Annotated in this window: 22 protein-coding genes; 10 read left to right on the top strand and 12 right to left on the bottom strand. The window is 63.4% G+C overall.

Annotated elements, in window-relative coordinates:
• Positions 1-92 precede the first annotated feature (92 nt).
• The 5 genes from BR07_RS0120240 to BR07_RS25720 all read left to right on the top strand — a co-directional run bounded on the left by BR07_RS0120240 (position 93) and on the right by BR07_RS25720 (position 2,961).
• Entirely contained in the window at positions 93-1,205 is a 1,113-nt protein-coding gene (locus tag BR07_RS0120240; protein WP_081821440.1) for a GGDEF domain-containing protein, read from the top strand.
• Positions 1,206-1,231: 26 nt separating this feature from the next.
• The gene (locus BR07_RS0120245) at positions 1,232-1,744 is read left to right on the top strand and encodes an arsenate reductase/protein-tyrosine-phosphatase family protein (protein WP_027506976.1); all 513 of its coding nucleotides are present in this window, start codon (positions 1,232-1,234) and stop codon (positions 1,742-1,744) included.
• Between the two features lie 85 nt (positions 1,745-1,829).
• On the top strand, positions 1,830-2,204 hold the full coding sequence (locus tag BR07_RS25710) for a hypothetical protein (RefSeq protein ID WP_037186942.1): 375 nt from the start codon (positions 1,830-1,832) through the stop codon (positions 2,202-2,204).
• Between the two features lie 2 nt (positions 2,205-2,206).
• Positions 2,207-2,581, top strand: a complete 375-nt coding sequence (locus BR07_RS25715; protein ID WP_051613641.1) for a FluC/FEX family fluoride channel — start codon at positions 2,207-2,209, stop codon at positions 2,579-2,581.
• Positions 2,578-2,961 carry a hypothetical protein gene (locus BR07_RS25720; RefSeq protein ID WP_037186944.1) on the top strand — a complete coding sequence of 128 codons (384 nt, stop codon included), beginning with the start codon at positions 2,578-2,580 and terminating at the stop codon, positions 2,959-2,961. Before BR07_RS25715 ends, BR07_RS25720 begins: the two co-directional genes overlap by 4 nt.
• Here BR07_RS25720 and BR07_RS0120260 read toward each other — a convergent pair.
• Entirely contained in the window at positions 2,943-3,527 is a 585-nt protein-coding gene (locus BR07_RS0120260; protein ID WP_027506977.1) for a YdcF family protein, read from the bottom strand. The two genes, BR07_RS25720 and BR07_RS0120260, sit on opposite strands and share 19 nt — an antisense overlap.
• 95 nt (positions 3,528-3,622) lie before the next feature.
• Entirely contained in the window at positions 3,623-4,180 is a 558-nt protein-coding gene (locus BR07_RS0120265) for a LecA/PA-IL family lectin (RefSeq protein ID WP_197027850.1), read from the bottom strand.
• A 288-nt stretch (positions 4,181-4,468) separates the two neighbouring features.
• Here BR07_RS0120265 and BR07_RS0120270 point away from each other — a divergent pair, with 288 nt between their 5' ends.
• Positions 4,469-4,654 (top strand): hypothetical protein, encoded by a 186-nt coding sequence (locus BR07_RS0120270; RefSeq protein WP_027506979.1) that lies wholly within the window; start codon positions 4,469-4,471, stop codon positions 4,652-4,654.
• A gap of 205 nt (positions 4,655-4,859) precedes the next feature.
• On the opposite strand, the gene BR07_RS25725 is transcribed toward BR07_RS0120270, so the two are convergent.
• A complete protein-coding gene (locus BR07_RS25725; protein ID WP_051613642.1) occupies positions 4,860-6,479 on the bottom strand; it encodes a polysaccharide biosynthesis tyrosine autokinase in 1,620 nt (539 codons plus the stop codon).
• Between the two features lie 258 nt (positions 6,480-6,737).
• Between BR07_RS25725 and BR07_RS0120280 the strand changes: the two genes are divergently transcribed.
• The 3 genes from BR07_RS0120280 (at position 6,738) to BR07_RS0120290 (ending at position 8,672) form a co-directional block, all read left to right on the top strand.
• Complete coding sequence (locus BR07_RS0120280) at positions 6,738-7,220, top strand: Lrp/AsnC family transcriptional regulator (protein ID WP_027506980.1); 483 nt, start codon at positions 6,738-6,740, stop codon at positions 7,218-7,220.
• Positions 7,221-7,368: 148 nt separating this feature from the next.
• On the top strand, positions 7,369-8,406 hold the full coding sequence (locus tag BR07_RS25730) for a GGDEF domain-containing protein (protein ID WP_051613643.1): 1,038 nt from the start codon (positions 7,369-7,371) through the stop codon (positions 8,404-8,406).
• Between the two features lie 77 nt (positions 8,407-8,483).
• A complete protein-coding gene (locus BR07_RS0120290) occupies positions 8,484-8,672 on the top strand; it encodes a DUF2795 domain-containing protein (protein WP_027506981.1) in 189 nt (62 codons plus the stop codon).
• Position 8,673: 1 nt separating this feature from the next.
• On the opposite strand, the gene BR07_RS0120295 is transcribed toward BR07_RS0120290, so the two are convergent.
• The 5 genes from BR07_RS0120295 to BR07_RS25740 form a co-directional block, all read right to left on the bottom strand.
• On the bottom strand, positions 8,674-9,438 hold the full coding sequence (locus BR07_RS0120295) for a GAF domain-containing protein (protein WP_027506982.1): 765 nt from the start codon (positions 9,436-9,438) through the stop codon (positions 8,674-8,676).
• Positions 9,435-10,211 (bottom strand): GAF and ANTAR domain-containing protein, encoded by a 777-nt coding sequence (locus tag BR07_RS25735; RefSeq protein WP_051613644.1) that lies wholly within the window; start codon positions 10,209-10,211, stop codon positions 9,435-9,437. The genes BR07_RS0120295 and BR07_RS25735 overlap by 4 nt, the downstream gene beginning before the upstream one ends.
• 88 nt (positions 10,212-10,299) lie before the next feature.
• Positions 10,300-11,043: a polyprenol monophosphomannose synthase gene (locus tag BR07_RS0120305; RefSeq protein ID WP_027506983.1), complete on the bottom strand. Its 744-nt coding sequence runs from the start codon at positions 11,041-11,043 to the stop codon at positions 10,300-10,302.
• Positions 11,044-11,099: 56 nt separating this feature from the next.
• Entirely contained in the window at positions 11,100-11,261 is a 162-nt protein-coding gene (locus BR07_RS27130) for a hypothetical protein (protein WP_155957123.1), read from the bottom strand.
• Positions 11,258-11,620, bottom strand: a complete 363-nt coding sequence (locus tag BR07_RS25740) for a hypothetical protein (protein WP_037186949.1) — start codon at positions 11,618-11,620, stop codon at positions 11,258-11,260. The genes BR07_RS27130 and BR07_RS25740 overlap by 4 nt, the downstream gene beginning before the upstream one ends.
• Positions 11,621-12,031: 411 nt before the next feature.
• Here BR07_RS25740 and BR07_RS0120320 point away from each other — a divergent pair, with 411 nt between their 5' ends.
• On the top strand, positions 12,032-13,138 hold the full coding sequence (locus BR07_RS0120320; RefSeq protein ID WP_027506984.1) for a glycosyltransferase: 1,107 nt from the start codon (positions 12,032-12,034) through the stop codon (positions 13,136-13,138).
• 174 nt (positions 13,139-13,312) lie between these two features.
• Here BR07_RS0120320 and BR07_RS27135 read toward each other — a convergent pair whose 3' ends face one another.
• The 4 genes from BR07_RS27135 to BR07_RS0120330 form a co-directional block, all read right to left on the bottom strand.
• Complete coding sequence (locus BR07_RS27135) at positions 13,313-14,254, bottom strand: glycosyltransferase family 2 protein (RefSeq protein ID WP_155957124.1); 942 nt, start codon at positions 14,252-14,254, stop codon at positions 13,313-13,315.
• The gene (locus BR07_RS27140) at positions 14,251-15,249 is read right to left on the bottom strand and encodes a hypothetical protein (RefSeq protein ID WP_155957125.1); all 999 of its coding nucleotides are present in this window, start codon (positions 15,247-15,249) and stop codon (positions 14,251-14,253) included. Before BR07_RS27140 ends, BR07_RS27135 begins: the two co-directional genes overlap by 4 nt.
• On the bottom strand, positions 15,152-17,839 hold the full coding sequence (locus tag BR07_RS26765) for an oligosaccharide flippase family protein (protein WP_081821442.1): 2,688 nt from the start codon (positions 17,837-17,839) through the stop codon (positions 15,152-15,154). Before BR07_RS26765 ends, BR07_RS27140 begins: the two co-directional genes overlap by 98 nt.
• Positions 17,840-18,014: 175 nt before the next feature.
• The coding region (locus tag BR07_RS0120330) for a dTDP-4-dehydrorhamnose 3,5-epimerase family protein (RefSeq protein WP_027506985.1) at positions 18,015-18,329 on the bottom strand (315 nt) is incomplete at its 5' end.

Below are 18,329 nucleotides of genomic sequence, written 5' to 3' on the forward strand. Positions count from 1 at the left end.
AGGCCGCAGTGCTGTAACGAAGCGGGGCGTCGTCACGAACCTGTGAGTAGGTTTACCTTTCACCATTCGTCCCAGCCGAGAGTTGCCAGTCGATGTTCCGTGTTGTGGGCGAGTGGTGGAGTCGACCCTTCGACTACTCCGCAATGCCCGGCTACATGGCGCAGCGCGGACTGCAGCGGCCCTACCGCCGCATGATGGCCGCAGTGGTGCTCATGGTGGTGCTCGCCGGGTCCCTGCTGCTCTTCACCAGCGGAGCGCCTCCCTCACCTGCCGCCCGCGCCGTGTTCATCGCCTGCCTGGTCACGGGCGCAGTGTCGGCGCTGCTGTGGCTCCGCGGGACGTGGCCGACTCGTCGACAATCCCTCGTCTTCCTGTTCGGCGACGACGTGGCGCTGGTGGTGGGGCTGTCGATGCTGGCCGACGTGCAGGCCTCGTTCACCGTGTCCGTGGTGTTCGCCCTTCTCGGCATCTACTGCGGCTACTTCCACTCGATCCGCACGCTCGTGGCGCACATCGCGCTGACGGTGGCCGTGTCGCTCTACTTCTTCGGCTCGGCCGCCGCGGAGGGCGACAGCGACGTGGCCTACCTGTCCGTCCTGTTGGTCGTGCAGCTGGCACTGTTCCTTCTTGCACCGCTGCTCTCGCAGATCCCGCTGTCGAACCTGCGGGACGACGCGTACCAGTCGGGCACCGATCCACTGACCGGGGCGCTGAACCGTCGGGGGCTGAGCGCGGTGGTGCACGCGCCGCTGCTGGCTGCGGCACGTCACGACGAGGTGGTGGCGATGATGGTGATCGACCTCGACAGGTTCAAGTCGGTCAACGACCGCGTGGGCCACGAGGGCGGCGACGAGGTGTTGCGACGGGTCTCCGAACGGTTGCAGACCAGTACGACCACCTGGGCGTATGTCGCCCGTCTCGGCGGCGAGGAGTTCTGCGTCGTCGGGATCGTGCCGTGGGCGGAGATGCGGAACCGTCTCGACGACGTCCACGCCGCCGTCCGGTGCGACGCCGACGAGGTACCGGTCACGGCGAGTGCCGGAGTGGCGTGGATCCCCGGCAGCCGGTGGACCCGCGACGCCGACGACGTCGAACTGCTGATCCGCCGCGCCGACCGTCTGATGTACGAGGCGAAGCGCGCGGGAGGGGACAGCCTGCGGTTCGACGACCAGGCGTACACCACGACGGACAACGCGCGCACCTGACACCGGGGCGGACCTACACTCCGCTCATGCATGTCCTCTACGTCTGCACGGGCAACATCTGCCGCTCCCCCACCGCGGAACGGTTGACCGCCGCGTTCGCCCGTGACCTGAACCTGGACGTGACCACCGACAGCGCCGGCACTCGTGCCGTGATCGGGCACGGTGTGCAGGCCGAGGCGGCCCGCGTTCTGGAGTCCCTGGGCGGCGATCCCACCGGGTTCGTGGCCCGCCGGCTCACCCCGACCATCGCGTCCGGGGCGGATCTGGTGCTCACGATGACGTCGCGGCACCGTGACGAGGTGCTGACGGTGGCGCCGCGCAACCTCCGCCGCACGTTCACGTTGCTCGAGGCCGCGGAGTTCGCGCGGCGCACCGGTGTGATCGACACGTCCGCGTGGGTCTCCGAGCGAGCGGCGAACCCGGTGACGCAACTCGACATCATGGATCCGATCGGTCAGTCGACCGACGTGTACGAGCGGGTGGGCGACGCCATCTCGGAGGCGCTCGGTCCGCTGTTCGAGATCTGGGGCGCTCGCTGATCGAAGTTCGGACTGCCACCCGCCGTCTCCCCGGCTACGGTATGACTCGGCTCGAGGACACGGGCGGAAACGGAGCGCGGAGACCATGCGTGAGAGAGCTGCCGTCGCCGTCGTGATGGGCATCGCCGCGGCCGCCCTGGCCGGCGGGCTCACCGTCGCTGCCGCCGGCGGAGTGTTCGACGCGGACGTTCGACGGGTCTCTCCCCCACCCATCGACGGCACGGTCGCCGTCGTGGGCAGCCTGACCTACGCGCCCACCATCGAGGTGCCGCCGTCCCCGACGTGGCAGATCGCGCCCGTCACCACACCCCGGCCCACCACCACGCCTCCGCCGACCACCACCGCGGCCACGACGGCCGACGAGCCGACCACCACGACGAGGCGCACCCGTACGTCCACGACGACCACCACCGACGCGGACGACGCCGAGTCCGGTGACACGGACTCGGGGGACAACTGACAGTGCCGCGTCCCCCGGTCACAGACGTGGTGCTCGTCGCGCTGGGTGGGGCGATCGGGTCGGCCGGCCGTCACGCCGTTCTGTCGGATGCCGTCCCCGCGGCCGGACTTCGCGTCACCGTCGCTGCGATGCTCGTGATCGGCTGCCTCGCAATGGGTCTCGTCCTGGGAGCGACGACGCGATCCCCCACGAACCCGCTCCGTGTCTTCGCGATCGGACTCTGCGGCGGCTTCGCCAGCTTCTCCCTGTACGCAGTGGTGGGATCCGCGTTGTCGACCGCGTGGATCGGCGTCGTCTTCCTGGTGGTCACACCCGTCGTCGCTCTCGCGGCGATGGCTGCGGGCGCTCTTCTCACCGCCTCGATCGTGCGCCGATGAGCTCCGCCGTGGCCTTCGTCGTCGGCGGAACACTGGGCACGGTGGTCCACTACGTAGCCACCTCGATGTCGAGGGCACCCCAGCGAATGGTGCTGGCGGCCAACGTCGCCGCGTCCGCGCTGTACGGGGTGGTGGCCGCGATGGGTGCGCACTACGCCGGCGGCTGGAACACGCCGTGGGCCGCCGCGTTGCTCGGATTCGCCGGGGCGGCAGCACCGTTCACTGCCCTGGGCCTGCAGGCGAGTACGACGACCGGCCCCGGCCGGGTGCGCACCATCGTTCTCGGGATCGGCGCGAACGTGCTGGCCGGTGCGGCCGCTGCCGTGCTCGGTTACCTGTCCCTACGTTTCGGTGTGACGCTCTACCGCAAGCTGCGCTGAGAGACGTCGGTGCACGTGCCCTGCGCGCGAGCCTTGACGAAGCCGGCGACCTGGTAGAGGTAGGTGTACTCCCAGTCGGCCAGCGAGAATGCATACGACCGAGGAACGGCCCGCATGGTGACCTCGCCCGAGAAGCACTGTCCGAAGATGTATCTCGCGCGCGGAAGGTGATACCGCCAGCTGATCACCATGACGCGCGACCATCCGTACTGCTGCGCCAGGCGTTGCGTGACGATCGCTTCGCCGCGCGTGGTGCTCGGCACCGGCGCGGGGCACAGCACCGTCAGGGTCGCGGTGCCGGACGCGCACCACGCTGCCATGCGTCGATCCCGCGAGTTGTAGGGATCGGACAGGACGACCGTGTCGGCGACTCCGGAACGGGCGAGGTCGAGGCCGTACTCCTCGCGCCCGTCGTGCTCACCACCCAGCACGATGATGGCGTCGACGGCCGTCACCGGATCCTCTGCTGCACGAGTGAACAGCACATATCCCGAGGCGCCGAGTCCCACGGTGCCGGCGACCACGAGGGACGCCATCACCAGCGCGAGGCGCACCGTCCAGGACATGGGTCAAGGTTAGGCGAGAGTGCGGCTGCACCACCGAGTGAAGCCCCCTCGCCGGGCGGACGAGGGGGCTTCGTGTCAGCGCGATCGGTCAGATGTCAGGATCCGAAGGCGGAGAGCGGGATGCACACGAAACCGAGGTCGAGGCAGTCCGGCTGCTCGGGCTCGGGCTGGGGCTCGGGGGTGATGCCATTGTCGTAGGCGATGGTGACGGCGTAGGAACCCGTGTTGTCGGCGTAGCTGCCGGCACCCGCCGCGTCGTTGTAGGCGAATCGAACTGCACCCACACCGGTGACTACGGTCGGTCCGGAACCGACGAAGGTCGGAGCGCCGTCACCCACCGTCACGACGAGAGCGCCGATCTGTTGATCCGGCAACACACAGGTGTCACCGCACAGGCCGTACGCGCCGTCCGGAGTGGTGGTCGTACGCGGGTCGTCGGCGAAGAACGCGGTACCGGTCGCGGTGATCGTGGTGGTGCCCGCCGCCGTGGCGACGACGCCGGAGTTCTGGAAACCCTCCACTGCCGCCTGGACGTCGAACTGGGCCGTCACCGGCGCTGCTGACGCGGTCGATGCTCCGAAGAGCAGCGCACCGAGAGCAAGCGGTACGGAAGCAGCGTAGAGAGTGGGCTTCGCGAATGTTCGAGAGGTCATCATTGGCCTTCCGCCACGCGCCGCGTGGTCGTACCAGACTGCACCCCCGCATACCGGTCATCGCGAACGGCGCAAATCGACTGTAGCGCAGCCTTTTTCACGCCACGGGCGTAATTCAATCATTCGTTCGATCTTTCATTCGATCGAATGAACCCCGAGAAGGCGATCGCCCGGCAGTGACGGCATCATCACGGACTTGCATGACTGCCTCGGCTGGCAAACGTGCACGAACCTGTGAATCATAACCAAACTGCGCCTGAATGCTTGGTTACATGTGACACTCGGCCGATGGGGTGGGTGATCGTCGGCATCGTGGCCGTCTGGATTCTGATGGCCGTCGTTCTCGGCGTCTGGATCGGTTCTTCACTGCACAATGCCGAGATCGAGGACGAAGCCGACCGGGTCCGCCGCAGCGAGCGTGACAGCCGTGAGACGCCCGCGCACCACGATCCGGAGTGGGGATCGGCAGCCTGACACACCCGGAATACTCCGGCCACGGGTGCCGTTGAAGAGGCCGACGGTGTTCGATCCCAATGCCCCGGGTACCAACCATCAGCCGCTTCGAGCGGCCACCTGCCGAGAGGCGCACTGGCGGGCACCGTCGCCTATGACAAAGCCGCAGACCCCTGGTCTGCGGCTTTCGTCGTTCACACGGTGCGGGTTCGAGCACCCGCCTCTGTCAGGACTGATACGGACGGCGAGGCGGCGGACGCATCGTCGACCGACTCGGAACCTGCTCGGCCTCGTACCCGTTGCCGTTGCCGTTGCCGTTGCCGTTGCCGTTCGCGTTCTCGGCCTGACGCCGGGCAGCTCGGCCGCCATGGCTCCGGGTGGGCTCGTAGCGGGGCGCGGGGTAGGCCTCGGGGACGGGTTCCGGAGTGGGCTCCGGTGCGGGCTCGGGCACCACGACCGGCGCTGCCGGCCGCACGGCGGCGGACGGAGCGTCCTGACGAGCGACCGTGGTGTCGGTCTCGTAGTAGTGGCGGTAGTCGTAGTCCCGCTTGCCGCGCGACGGGGCCATCGTGAGGATGACGCCCAGGATCGGGGCACCCACCTGCGTCAGGTTGCCCAGTGCACGGGTGAGTTCGTCCCGCTTGGTGTGGCCGTGGCGCGCCACGACGATGGCGCCGTCGGCGTGCGCCGTGATGACGGACGCGTCGGTGACGGGGAGCAGCGGCGGTGCATCGACGACGACGTAGTCGAAGCTCGCGCGGAGCGTGTCCATGACGGTGCGCGCCGCCTCGGAACCGAGCAGCTCGGACGGGTTGGGCGGCAACGGTCCGGAGGCGAGCACATCGACACCGTGGAACTTGGTCGACTGCAACACTTCCTCCACGTCCGCCTGTCCGGACAGCACGGTGGAGAAGCCGACCGACCCGACGAGGCCGAGGTACTTCGAGACACGGGGACGACGGAGGTCGCCCTCGATGAGAGCCACGTGGTGGCCGGCCTCGGCGAGGACCAGCGCGAGGTTGACGGCCGTGGTGGTCTTGCCCTCGGCGGGCACGGCGGACGTCACGACGATGACGCGCGGCGGCGAGTCCACCTCGAGGAACTGGAGGTTGGTGCGCAGTTCGCGGAACGCCTCGGCGGTGCCGGAGGACGATTCGGCGAACGAGAGCGCCGCCTCCTCCTTGATCGTCTTGTCGAAGGGCACGACGCCGACGACGGGAACGCCCGAGAGGTCGGCGAGCGTGGTGCGGTCCTTGATGGTGTTGTCGAGCCGGTCGCGGATCACGGCGAGCGCGATACCGAGCAGCAGTCCGACGGCCACACCGAGCGCCAGGTTGCGCGTGGTCTTCGGCGAGATCGGGCCGGTGGGAACCTGTGCCGGCTCGACGACGCTGACCTGGGCCAGCGGAGCGCCGCCGCCGGGAGGCGTCTCGAGGTCGTCGACGAAGTCCACGAACGTCGTGCCGATGCCGTTGGCGAGATCGCGCGCGGTCGTCGCACTGGCGTCGGACACGCACGTGTCGATCAGCACGGTGTCGGGCGACGACGTGGTGCGGACCTTCGACGCCAGTGCCGACGGGCTCATGGAGAGGCCGAGGCTGTCGATGGTGCGCTGCGCGACGCTCTCGCCGCCGAGGAGCTGCGTGTAGGAGGCGACGCGCTGCTGCGAGGCCAGGTTGCCCTGATACACCTCGGTCACCGAGGACGACGACGAGCCGGTGGAGACGTAGAGGCGGGTGCACGCCTCGTAGACGGGCGTGGACACGAGTGAGAACACCAGCGACGCCGCTGCGGCGATCACCGTGGTCAGAACAATCACGATCCACCGCGCGCGGAGAATTCTCACGTAATCAGATATCTCCACCGAGACGACTCCTCACATCGATGACGGCCGGACCGAGCACCCGGACCACGCATCTGGGGCAAACTTCTGGACTCACCCTAACCATGTCGTGACCATCGGGCATCTCGGGAACGGGGTGAAAGCCCCGCTCCGGTTTTTACGCGATAAATGTGAGAAACACCGATTTCCGAAATCGCCATCGAGTTCGTGAGCACTACATACTTCGGCCCGCGCCGCTCGCCGTGTGGCACAGTTCACCACGTGACCAAGCTCGACCGCACCGATGCTCGCCTGTTGCTCGCGCTCTGCGACATCCCTCGCGCCACCGGAGTCCACCTCGCCTCGGTTCTCGGACTGGCGCGAAACACGGTTCAGGCCAGACTCTCTCGTTGGGACGACTCACATACCCTCGCGCCGATGGACCGGCTCGTCTCCCCTCGGGACCTGGGGTATCCCCTCCGCGCGTACGTGGGCGCAGTGACGGACCAACACCGCCTCGAAGCGGTCATCGATCGCCTGCGGGACATTGCAGAGGTGACCGAGGTGGTCGGCGTCTCGGGCGGAGCGGATCTGCAGATCGGCGTCTCGGCCGCCGACGCAGATGATCTGTATCGCGTGGCCGGGCTCATTCTCGCGGTTCCCGGAGTCGAACGCACGACGGTCTCCGTCGTGATGCGCGAAGCGATTCCCTATCGCACCCGGCCGCTGATCGAAAGACTTGCGCGCGAGAACGACAATTCCTGATTCCACTCCTGTTACGTGTGCGCAAAACAGGGATCGGGCCCGACGGAAGCGTGCAACCACCCCTCGACGCAGGTTCCACGCTGATACCGTCCGACAGGTGATACGCCCAGGTTCCGGCGGCCGCAGTCGTGTTCGGTCCCGGGCACCCTTGACCGACGTCGTGCGTCGCCGTATCGCTGTGCTGATCCCGACGTTCGCCCTCCCCGGCATCCTGACGATGTTCAGCGCTGCCGGCCCGGCCGCCGGCGCCACGCGTATCGCTGCCATCGCCGTTCTGCTGTCCACTCTTCCCGTGGCGGCAATCGTCGCCACCGCTCGCAAGTCGTTCACCTGGTGGCGCCGGGCGCGCACCCAGCGCGCCGTCGCTCTGGCCTTCACCGTCTACGCCGACGTGGGGACGTCGACCTTCCTCCTGCTGTGCAGCAGTCACGCTCTGGGTCTCGCCGGGTGCGCCCTGTTCGCGGTCATCAGCTCGTACGTCGCATTCTTCGGCGGACGCGCCACCGTGGTGGTGCACCTGGTGCTGACCACCGTCGTGATCGGCTGGATGACGGCGCTGGTCCTGCGCGAGCAACCGATCGGCGCCATGGCCACCATCGCCGCGGCGACGAGCATCTGGCTGGCGGTCAACGCGACCATGTCCATCGTCAGCACCACCTCGATGTCCCTGCACCGGCACCTCGAGCGTCAGATCGACAGTGCGCGGACCGATCCGCTGACGGGACTGCTCAACCTGCGGGGCCTGGAGGTGCAGGCGAAACGGCAGCTCCGCGGACGATCACAGGTGGGATTCCTGCTCGTCGACCTCGATCACTTCAAGTGGGTCAACGATCATCACGGGCACATCGCGGGCGACGGGGTGCTCGCGCTCGCCGCGCAGCGCCTGCGCGATCACCTGGGTGACCGGGCAGTGGTCGCCCGACGCGGCGGCGAGGAGTTCCTCGTGGTGCTCGACGCGCAGTCCACCGGTCTGTACGCTCTCGCCGAGTCGATCCGCCTCGCGCTGTCCGACACGTCCGACCTCATCCCGGTGACGGTGAGCATCGGGGTCTCGTGTCTCGACACCACTCGGATGACGGCGGCCCCGATCGCGTCGACCATCAACCACGGAATGCACCTCGCGGACATCGCCATGTATCGAGCCAAGGCCGCGGGCCGCAACACCGTGGTGGTCTACACGGACTGACGTCCGCACGGTTTGCCGTCCCTCTCCTCGGGTAGCTCGCACGCGAGCCATCACCCGACCGACGAGAGGACCGTCCCATGGCCGTCAATCCGATCGAACTGCAGAAGCACTTGGCCGGCGCCGACTACCCGGCGTCGCCGACAGACCTGGCCGATCTCGCGAAGAGCAACGGCGCGGACGACGACGTGGTCGACGCACTGTCGTCCATGCCCGACGACAATTACGACGGACCCGACGCCGTCAGCGCCGCCATCACCAAGAAGTAGGTCAGGAGTCGAAGCGCCGGGGCGGCACCGGACTCGTCGGCAGGTAGATCAGCTCCGACGATCCGATGTCCGCCGGCGCGACGTTCTGCGCGGCGATGATCGCGGCGGCGTGCTCGCTGTCCGTGGTGCCGTGCGCCCGCGCCAGGCGGGACAGCCGAGTGCGTGCCGCCGACGTGGAGTCGTCGAAGAATTCGGCCAACACACCGGTCGCACCCGAGATGGTGGCCGCGCCGCTGAGTACTGCCTGCACGGCGGCCGACGCGTCGACGCGTCGTATCTCCGACGCTCCGGTGGTAAGGGCCAACGCCGTCAGGTCGGCGAGCATCTGCCCCAGCTCGTCCGGACGCTGGGTCCCCCACGGTTCGGCGGTGTAGACGGCCAGGGCGCCGAGTCCGACGCCCAGTGCGACGACCGGATACGCCCGTACGGCGCCGACGCCGCTCTCCTCGGCGAGTGCGCGGTACTGCTCCCACCGGCTGGTTCCCGCCGCCGAGGCGTCACCGATCATGGCCACGGCCGTTTCCCGGGCACTGGTGCGGACGGGACCGGACGTGAAGAGCCGCTCGTCGGCGGCCGCACTGCCGACACTGGCGGTGGCCACGGCGTGCAATGCGTCGCCGTCCAGCAGGGAGATGACAGCGATGTGTGCGTCGAACCCGGTGAGTGCGGTGCCCGCGATGCGCTCGAGGAGGGCGGGCAGGTCGAAGCGAGTGATCAGCGTGGCGGTGATGTCGGCGAGGGCGAGCCGAGTGGGCGTCGTGTTCACCGGGGACCTCCGTTGTCTCGTTCGTCTCTCATGCTGATCCGACGGGCCACGACGTCGGCAGCGACCTCGGTGACGCTGCGCCCTCGCGCGAAGGCGCGCGCGCGCAGGCGGTCCATCGCCACATCGGTGGTCACTGCGAGTTGCACCGCGATCATGCCCGCCGCCACGTAGACGTCGGCGCGGCTGTACGGGCCGGCGCCCTCGATGGCGGCGACGTCCTCCGATGCCGCAGCATCCTCCGAGGTCGCCGCCGCGTCGTCGGTGTCGTCCGGGTTCACGTAGTGCCCGAGCACCGTACGCGCGATCGCGACGGCGCACATGCGGGCCGCGTCGTGCTCGACGTCGGTCAGGTCCACGGGGGTCGAGCGGTAGAGCTCCAGGACGCCGAACGACGACGCGCCACCCAGCAGCGGGTAGGCGTACATCCCGCGAGCGCCCAGCGTGGCCGCGCCCTGTCCGAAGATGGGCCAGCGGGCCGCTGAATCGGGCGAGCGGATGTCGCCCACCCGTACCGGTTCTGCGGAGCGATGCGCGTCGATGCACGGGCCTTCGCCGACGGTGAACTGCAGTTCGTCGAGCTGCTGCGAGAGGGCGTCCGTGGCGAAGACGAGTTCGCGCACGTCGTGTGAGGTGCCGAGAAGCGCGACCGCGGCCCCGTCGACACCCGTCAGTCGCACCGACGTCTCGGTGACGTGGCGGATCCCGGTGAACGAGGATGCACCGTCACGTGAGGACCCACGACGATCATCGTCACGGGTGGGGTCGTCGGGCATGGAATCCACGAGCGAACCTCCTCCGGACGCCCGGTGCGCCTTGCGCCCAGTGTCCCACGCGCAGTGTCCCGGACGCGGAATGCGCCTCCTACTTTCCGATCCCGCTGCGCAGCAGCTTCCACGGAACGGCGGCGGACTCGAGCTGCACCGCGAGACTCATCTTGGAGGTGCCGTCGACGCGCTCCTCAAAGCGGATGGGCACCTCGGCGATGCGCAGTCCGTGCTTGATGACGCGGTAGTTCATCTCCACCTGGAAGGCGTAGCCGTTGCTGCCGACGGACGCGACGTCGATGGTGCGCAGCGTCGACGCGCGCCAGGCCTTGAAGCCGGCCGTCGCGTCCTTGACCTTCAACCGCAGGATCGCGTTGACGTAGATGTTGGCCCACTTCGACAGCGCCTTGCGGTGCCACGGCCAGTCCTCGGCGACGGCGCCGCCCGGCACGTAGCGCGATCCGAGCACCACGGCGGCGTCCGACTCCTGCAGGCGCTGCACCATGCGCGGAATGGCCTCGCACGGGTGGGAGAGATCGGCATCCATCTGTACGACGATGTCCGCCCCCTCCTCCAGTGCGCGCAGGATGCCGGCGACGTACGCGCGGCCCAGCCCGTCCTTGGTGGTGCGATGCAGAACACTCACCGGGATGGCGGCGGAGGTGGTGAGCCCGTCCGCCACGTCGCCCGTCCCGTCCGGCGATCCGTCGTCGACCACGAGGACGCCGAGGTTCTTCATCTGCAGGTCGGTGAGCATTCCGACCAGCTTGGGAAGGTTCTCGCGCTCGTTGTACGTGGGTACGACGACGGTGATGCGGGGGTCAGCGGAGGCTTCGGACACTGTGGAATGGTGATGGATCGGCCGGTAGATCGCAAGAACCGGACATACCGCGTCGTTCAGCGGCGCGGGACCATGGCCCACATCGCTGCGAGCACCGTGGACGCTGCGACGCACCACACCATCACGGCCGGTGCCCCGCCCACCATCAGTCCCAGCGTCGTACAGAGAAGAAGGACAGCGAGTACTGACGCTGTGCGAGCGTCGAGTCGCCTGGTCATCGTCGACCCGAGCCTTTGTGTCCACGCGTGACCTGATCGGGGTCGGCCACCGCTCGACCCGTGATCACCCGGTCCTCACACGACGTCTCTCCCCCACCGACCTCACCGACGAATCCGCCGACCGCTGCCCCGACCGCGACACCGAGGGGCCCGCCGGCCGCGCCCAACATGCCTCCGACACTGGCACCGCTCAGTGCTCCGCTGAGCATCCCGGACGAGCATTCGTCCACCGCGAACTCCCACGACTCGGCGAATCCCTGCACCGGATCGATCACCTCGGTCGCCGCTGCCGACCCCGCGCTAACGGCCGCGCACAATCCGACAGCTACTCCGATGACGAGTGTTCGTGCGAGCTTCATCTGATCCCCCGATTCGTGGCGACGCCGTGTCGCCTCGCTATCGAGAGAAACAGCCCCCGAACAGGTAGTCCATGACGTCGCCGCACGAACACAGATTGGCCGCATGAACGCACGGCTCGCTGTTCAGATCTGAACCGAGAGTTCAATAGCAGGCGGGCGCGAGCGCAACCATCGATTCCGCGACACCGTCACTGCACACAGCCCGGAGTATCACCTCAATCATTCAGACAGACCACAAATCCTGCGCGGCACCGGCATTCACTGCGATATTCGACACATATCCTGACACTTTCCCCAGCAAGACGGGCACTGCCGCCTGTTGTAAGCTTCGATCAATCGGGACGCGCACACCGCGCACACGCCGCTGACAATCGCTGCGTGGAAATACCGCACAAGTATTGTGGGGAATGCATGACCAATCCATCTGTGCATATCATTGGCACTCGTGGCTATCCGAGTTATTACGGGGGCTTCGAAACGCTGGTCCGTCGCCTCGCCCCGTACCTCGCGGATCAAGGCTGGGACGTCACCGTGTACGGCCGGGGCCGTACCGCCGACGCCGGCAAGGCGGACGGCGACTCTCGCATCCGCTCCATCGACACGGTGGGCGTCGAATCCAAGTCGTTGAGCACTCTCTCCTACGGCCTGACCTCGACCGCTCACTGTGCATACGCCAAACCCGACGTGGCTCTCGTCATGAACGTGGCCAACGGCTTCTGGCTCCCCCTTCTTCGCGCTCGGGGGATTCCCACACTGGTGAACGTGGACGGCATCGAATGGGAACGTGCCAAGTGGGGCAACGCGGCCAAGAAGTTGTTCCGAGCAGGAGCAACCGCGACTGCGCGGCACGCCGACAACCTCGTGTTCGACTCGAAGGCGCTGGGCGCGAGGTGGGGCGACGAATTCAACCGTACCGGTGAATTCATCCCCTACGGAGGTTCGTTCGGCAAGGACCGGCCGGTCGTCGACGGACTCGAGCGCAGAGGCTACATCCTCATGGTGGCGCGATTCGTGCCCGAGAACACGGTCGCAGAGTTCCTCGAAGCTGCAGAAACGCTGAGCGAGCGCTGGGATGTCGTGGTCGTAGGGTCGTCCGGGTACGGCGGCGAGCTGGAAGACCGACTCACCGCTCTCACGGAGCGCAACCCACGGGTGCGATGGTTCGGTCATGTCAGCGATGACGAGGTGCTGTTCTCACTGTGGGAGAACTGTGGTGTCTACTTCCACGGGCACAGTGTTGGCGGCACCAATCCTGCTCTCGTGCAGGCTATGGCGTTGGGCGCACCGACGGTGGCCCGAGACACCGTGTTCAATCGGGAAGTGCTGGGAGATGCTGGAATATTTGCCGAGCCGACTCCAGCTTCAATCGCGTCAACAATCGCAGCGCTCATGACTGATCCGGGAGTGCGGCAAAAGCTGGCTAGTGCATCTGTAAATCGAGCTCAAGTTGAATACACCTGGGATCTCGTGTGCAAAAAGTACGCGCAAGCAATGCAGTCCCTAAGGCGCAACCGGTAATCTACGCGCAAACGATCGATTTAATACTCGACGAAACGATCTGCAGCCCAGTTGGCATCGCGCCCGCAATCAAGTAGACCGGAAACGCTGCACTCCAAGAATCCCCATGTAGATCTTTCGAGCATTAATTTATGCATCGTTTCTGAATAGAAATGCAGTACCAACCGACGTGCACTAATCCGACGCCGGACCGGCAAACGCGTTTCCCTTATACCTAGCCCCGCGCCTCAATTTCAATGCCGTCGACAAGCCCGAGAGGCTGGACCGCTCAATAGTGAAACATGCGCCGATCACTATGCAGTCCCGCAGATTTGCGAGAAAGTAGTTACCGGGACGTGACCTGCCCAGTTTTTGTCTCATCAAGAACCTATTCTGAACACTGAGCATATTCACCAAGGGATTAGTTCGAACGCCTTCCTTCACGCCCCGCATGTGACTGAATCCCAACATCTTTACTGACAGAGACTTAACACCGTGGGCTGCACAACGTAACCCGAGGTCGGCGTCTTCACGGTATGCAACAAACCACGAATCAAAGAATTCACCATCCTCGCGTCGCACAGTTTGGTACGCATGCCTCGGTACGAGCAAGCAAGCGCCAGTCAAACCTTCCACAACACGCACGGACTCTTGTACAGGGTTTTTCCATGCTTCACCCTGCGCTATATCCAGATGTCGACCGTCAGCTGTCCATCGAATGCCTAGCGAGTCGATCGCTTCAACAGATGGGTCAGCGAGGTCGACCGCCTTGATCCACGGACCATACAGACTTTCCAGACCATTCTGCCGGCATATCGACCAAAGACGCGTGAGCGCACCAGGCTCAACCACCAAATCCGGATTATAAATCAACACACCTTCCGATTGATCCTCAAACGCACTCTCCAATAGAAAATTATGACCGCCAGCAAATCCCAGGTTGTCGTAGCGAAGATAGACCGTAGAAGATAAGCCCGCCACCTCGAGTTCCTTCTCGACCAACTGGTGATCAAACTTGTCGCCAGATACCAACACGTAAAGCTTTCTGAATTCTGATTTACACACGGACAAACCAGCCAGAGTCGACCGAAGTTCTTCCACACGCGGTTTGTAGACAACAAGCGATATATCGATCATCGCGCAATCCGATCCGCAATGACAGTGGCCCTGGCCAACCAACTATGTTGCCTAGCAAAATCCATTCGATCTTGAATACTCAGCCTGCTTGATCCAACTATCCAATCAGGTAAAGTGCGCGCCATATTCAAACCCGGCCCAACTGCGTAAACGGCCTCAAGGGGAATGGTTCTTGGAATTAGATGGAGGGGACAGATTGCGTTTACTCCCAGCGCGACAAACGTGTACATCTTCATCATGTCCTGACTCACCGTGTAATCGCTCACAGCATTTGGAATCAATGCCACCGTATTAGCGCCAATGTAGCGCCCAAGATGATCGGGCGCCACAAACTCCTCGACCACTACAGAGGCACATGATGACACCGCGCGCTGCATTGGTTGGTATATGCGCTGCCCAGGCGTCAAGCCGCAAATAGCCACCTGATCGAAACGGCCTGCTTCAACCACACTACGCAACAAAGCAAGGTCAGTTCGACCCTCGAAAAAATGACCCAGAACTATCAGACGACGGCGTTGATCGCCCGTATGCTGCACGCTCGCCAAAGCCGGGTCTACACCGTTGTGAACAATATTGTCCTGGCGTAGTCCTAACATCCCTGCCATGTACGGACTATTCACTGTCACGGTAGCAGGAAGTTTGTGCACACGCTTTAGTCTTTGATAAAATATCTTCGAGTACGTACGATACAACCGATTGATGTCAGGCGCAATTGACCAATCGTCGAATAAGTCTATCCAACCGAACTGGGGACTATCCGGCGCGCAGGTGAATACCGGGGACATCACCGCAGTTGTACCCAAATCATCGTGCGGAATTCTCGGCAGCAGCGGTGAGGCTTGTGTACTCTGCGACGTTGTTTCAGCTCTCCCGTGATGCACAAACTGTGCGTCTGGACTAATTGCTCCGAGCTCTTGCAAACCGGCCACTAGGCGCGTACTTCGATTCATCGACTTTTGACCGGGTTGTACTGCCCACGCCACCTTGTTGATCACGAAAAGAGTCATCTCCCTTAGTAAGGTTCGAGTCTGACATTTTGTGCGTTACATAAAGCACCAAGAACCCGGCGAGCGGCACTGTAGACGCCCCCGCCAAGCCTGCTACTTGGGCGAGAACCGACCAGGTAAGGACGTATCCATATAAAGCTAGGTTCATGCGATAGCCGGTCGAACTAACTCCAGCTCTATCGAGACCTCCAATCACCCTTGTTCCGAACACGCGGACCAACCCAATAAGGAGCGCGGCTGAGAAAAATGTCCCGAATGCGCCGAAGTTTGCGTAACCTTCTCCCATGAAAGTCGGTGGCGTGCCACCTCCCACAAAGGTTTTGCCCGACGCTTCTTTGATCACTCGGTCCAAGCTCAATTGCTCACCGGGCAACGCAGTGACGAACAACGTGAAGTAGGTTTGACCAAGTTGAACCGGAATAGAACCAGCGTCTACAAGCTCCTTGGTCAAAATGGCGTTGTCTGCAACTACCTCCGCGTATTGACTTACGGAAGTCCAAGCCACGCCAATATAATCAGATTGAGCTAAATCCTCCCGATATTCTGAGTAGCTAGCAAATTCCGCTTGCGAAGCAATGCGAAAGGTGCCGATAGATGCGACGGTCGCCATCCCAAGCACGACAATCGAAAGAACGTACCAACTAGATTTTTGTTTACTACCACCCAAAAGAGTGGTTATAAAAAGTGGACCTGCTAAATATAGCAATGGGCTTCGGTTGCCCAGAGCCAAGATCATGATCGCCGCTAGTCCGACGATGACCCATCGGTATCGGTTACGTGCAGCAAATAGAATTGCTGCTGCCGGGACGATCAAATAGATGACTAATCGCAAGTAGCCAGTTCCAGAGGACGCTGCGTCTACCCGCCCCTGCTCTATATCTGTACCGAGAATGGGTACACCCTGTGTGGTTACGAACGCCAAAAACGCTGTAATCGACAATGCCAGAAGACCAAGTCCAACTCGCGCGACCCGTCTCGTATAGTTCTCGTTGGCTCGTGTATAGAGCATCGCGCGTCCCGCGACCGAACCGGTAGCACCGAAGACCAGTAGACCTACGACGAAACCCAACATCTGAAGTGACCACATTGCTAGATATGCTTCGTAGCGTTCCGAGCTCTGCCAGATCGCAAATACGCCCGCGCCAACCGCCGCAACTACGACGGCAAGGCCGGGGCGGACAAGCAAAGGCATACTTTTGAAGCGGCGGTCTGTTACCAGGGCTATTGCAATCACGATCACGCTGATAAGTAACTGGGGGGCACCGCGGTACTCAGTTACTAGAAAACCCGACAGCACCGCAGCAAGTCCTGCGCCGGCAACGAAAAAAAATCCGTTTGCTTTAACCGGCCGCCGGGTGACTAATTTTTGCTTATACAATATGCCTAACCCCAGTGATATAATAAATTCCGCAAGCACAATACAAGCCGCAGCACCACGTGCTCCATGTTCCGGAATGTAAAGCACTATTAATGGTGCGCTGACTGCGAACGCTAAGACGTGCAGGAGGCTTGGCTGCCACATTTTGCCCGCCGCCCTGAGCGACGCCGTCAAGATTGGATTGACGAACAGGAACGGCAGTGAAAGACACAAGACGCCGGCGAGGACAACTACGTCTCGATCGACCAAGACATCAGGCAAAACATAATATGCGAATAAGCAGACCGAGCAACCGGTGATGCACGCAATCAAACCAAGCCTCAGTGTGCGCGCTACAACGCCGACCCTTGCCTGGTTATGACTCGAACCCTTAATTAGCAATAGTGGAGCAGCAAACACCGGTACGCTGCTTAAAATCTGTACCGGATAATACGCGAGAGTGAAGTATCCCGCGTCCGCCACTTTGCCGGTATTGGCGAGCACAAAAGTCGCGAGGCGCCATATGCCGGCAGCGGCTAGCGCGCTTAGGATGAATGGCGTCGAGCTAAGTATGATTTTCTTGACGAGCCGCGGGTCGAAACGGATGTCGCCTGTAGGCATTCGACGCGTGGCTACTAGGCACCCAACCAATAAGCTGACCGTGTACGCGTAGATGAGAAAAGTAGTGGATGTCGAGACACACGCAACGGCGATGAATATTGCACTACTCACGAATTTTTCCAGCATGAGAGAGGCGCGCTCTCCGACACCTGAGACACGCATTGCTATGCGAGAGGCGCTGTTTCTTGCTGTGAATACGGTAGCTGCAGCACTTAGCGTGACGATGATGAAGCCTTGTAGTGCAGTAGTCGACGTTTCCGCAATGGTCGTACTGGTTATTGCAAGTAGAACCACTAGGGATGTGGTCATCTTTACAGTGGCAAGGTTCCCAACTAGGTGTTTCGGCTGGTTTGTATTCGGCGCGCGCGAAATCATATATGTCGCCGCCGAATCAAAGCCCGAGTCCGCGACCAGGCTGGCTGTGGTGAGGCCCATAACGAAGACTGCGAGCACTCCGAATTGATCGGGATTCAACCGAGCGCTGGCGATCAGCAGTGCAATAACAGGAAGGCACCGGGCGGCTACCAAGGCAGCACCGTAGGAGAAGAAGGGTGAAGTAGCGGTCTTCCGCGAACCCGCCCGGCCTACGCTTCTAATCATTCATGACTTCCTACCGTTGTAATTCTCTCCGCGCCGCGAAACTTTTCTGTTCCGACAGTCATCTCAAGATTAACTGTATACCGCGCACATAAGCCATACTTGCCCTGTACTTATTCCAATTGCCGCATACGCACTGGTTCCTGCATTTGGCTCGAACGAGGCTCGGTCAAGTATCTCAAAGACCATTACCGGCCATCCAGTCCTTGAACGCGGGTGCTGCGGCGTCCTTGTCGGAGAGTTGGTAGGTCAGGGGTGTGCCGTCGCGGCCGTGGGTGGGCCAGTCGATGGCGAGGTCGGGGTCGAGCGGGTGGATGTCGCGGTCCGCTCCGGGGGTGTACTCGAGGCTGCACAGGTACATCACCGTGGAGTGGTCCTCGAGGGAGAGGATCGCGTGCCCGAGCCCGACGGGCAGGTACACCGCGCGGCGGTCGACGTCGTCGATGAGCACCGAGTCCCAGGTGCCGTACGTCGGTGAGTCCTTGCGGAGGTC

This window comes from Rhodococcus sp. UNC23MFCrub1.1 (assembly GCF_000686025.1).
Classification (GTDB): Bacteria; Actinomycetota; Actinomycetes; order Mycobacteriales; family Mycobacteriaceae; genus Rhodococcoides.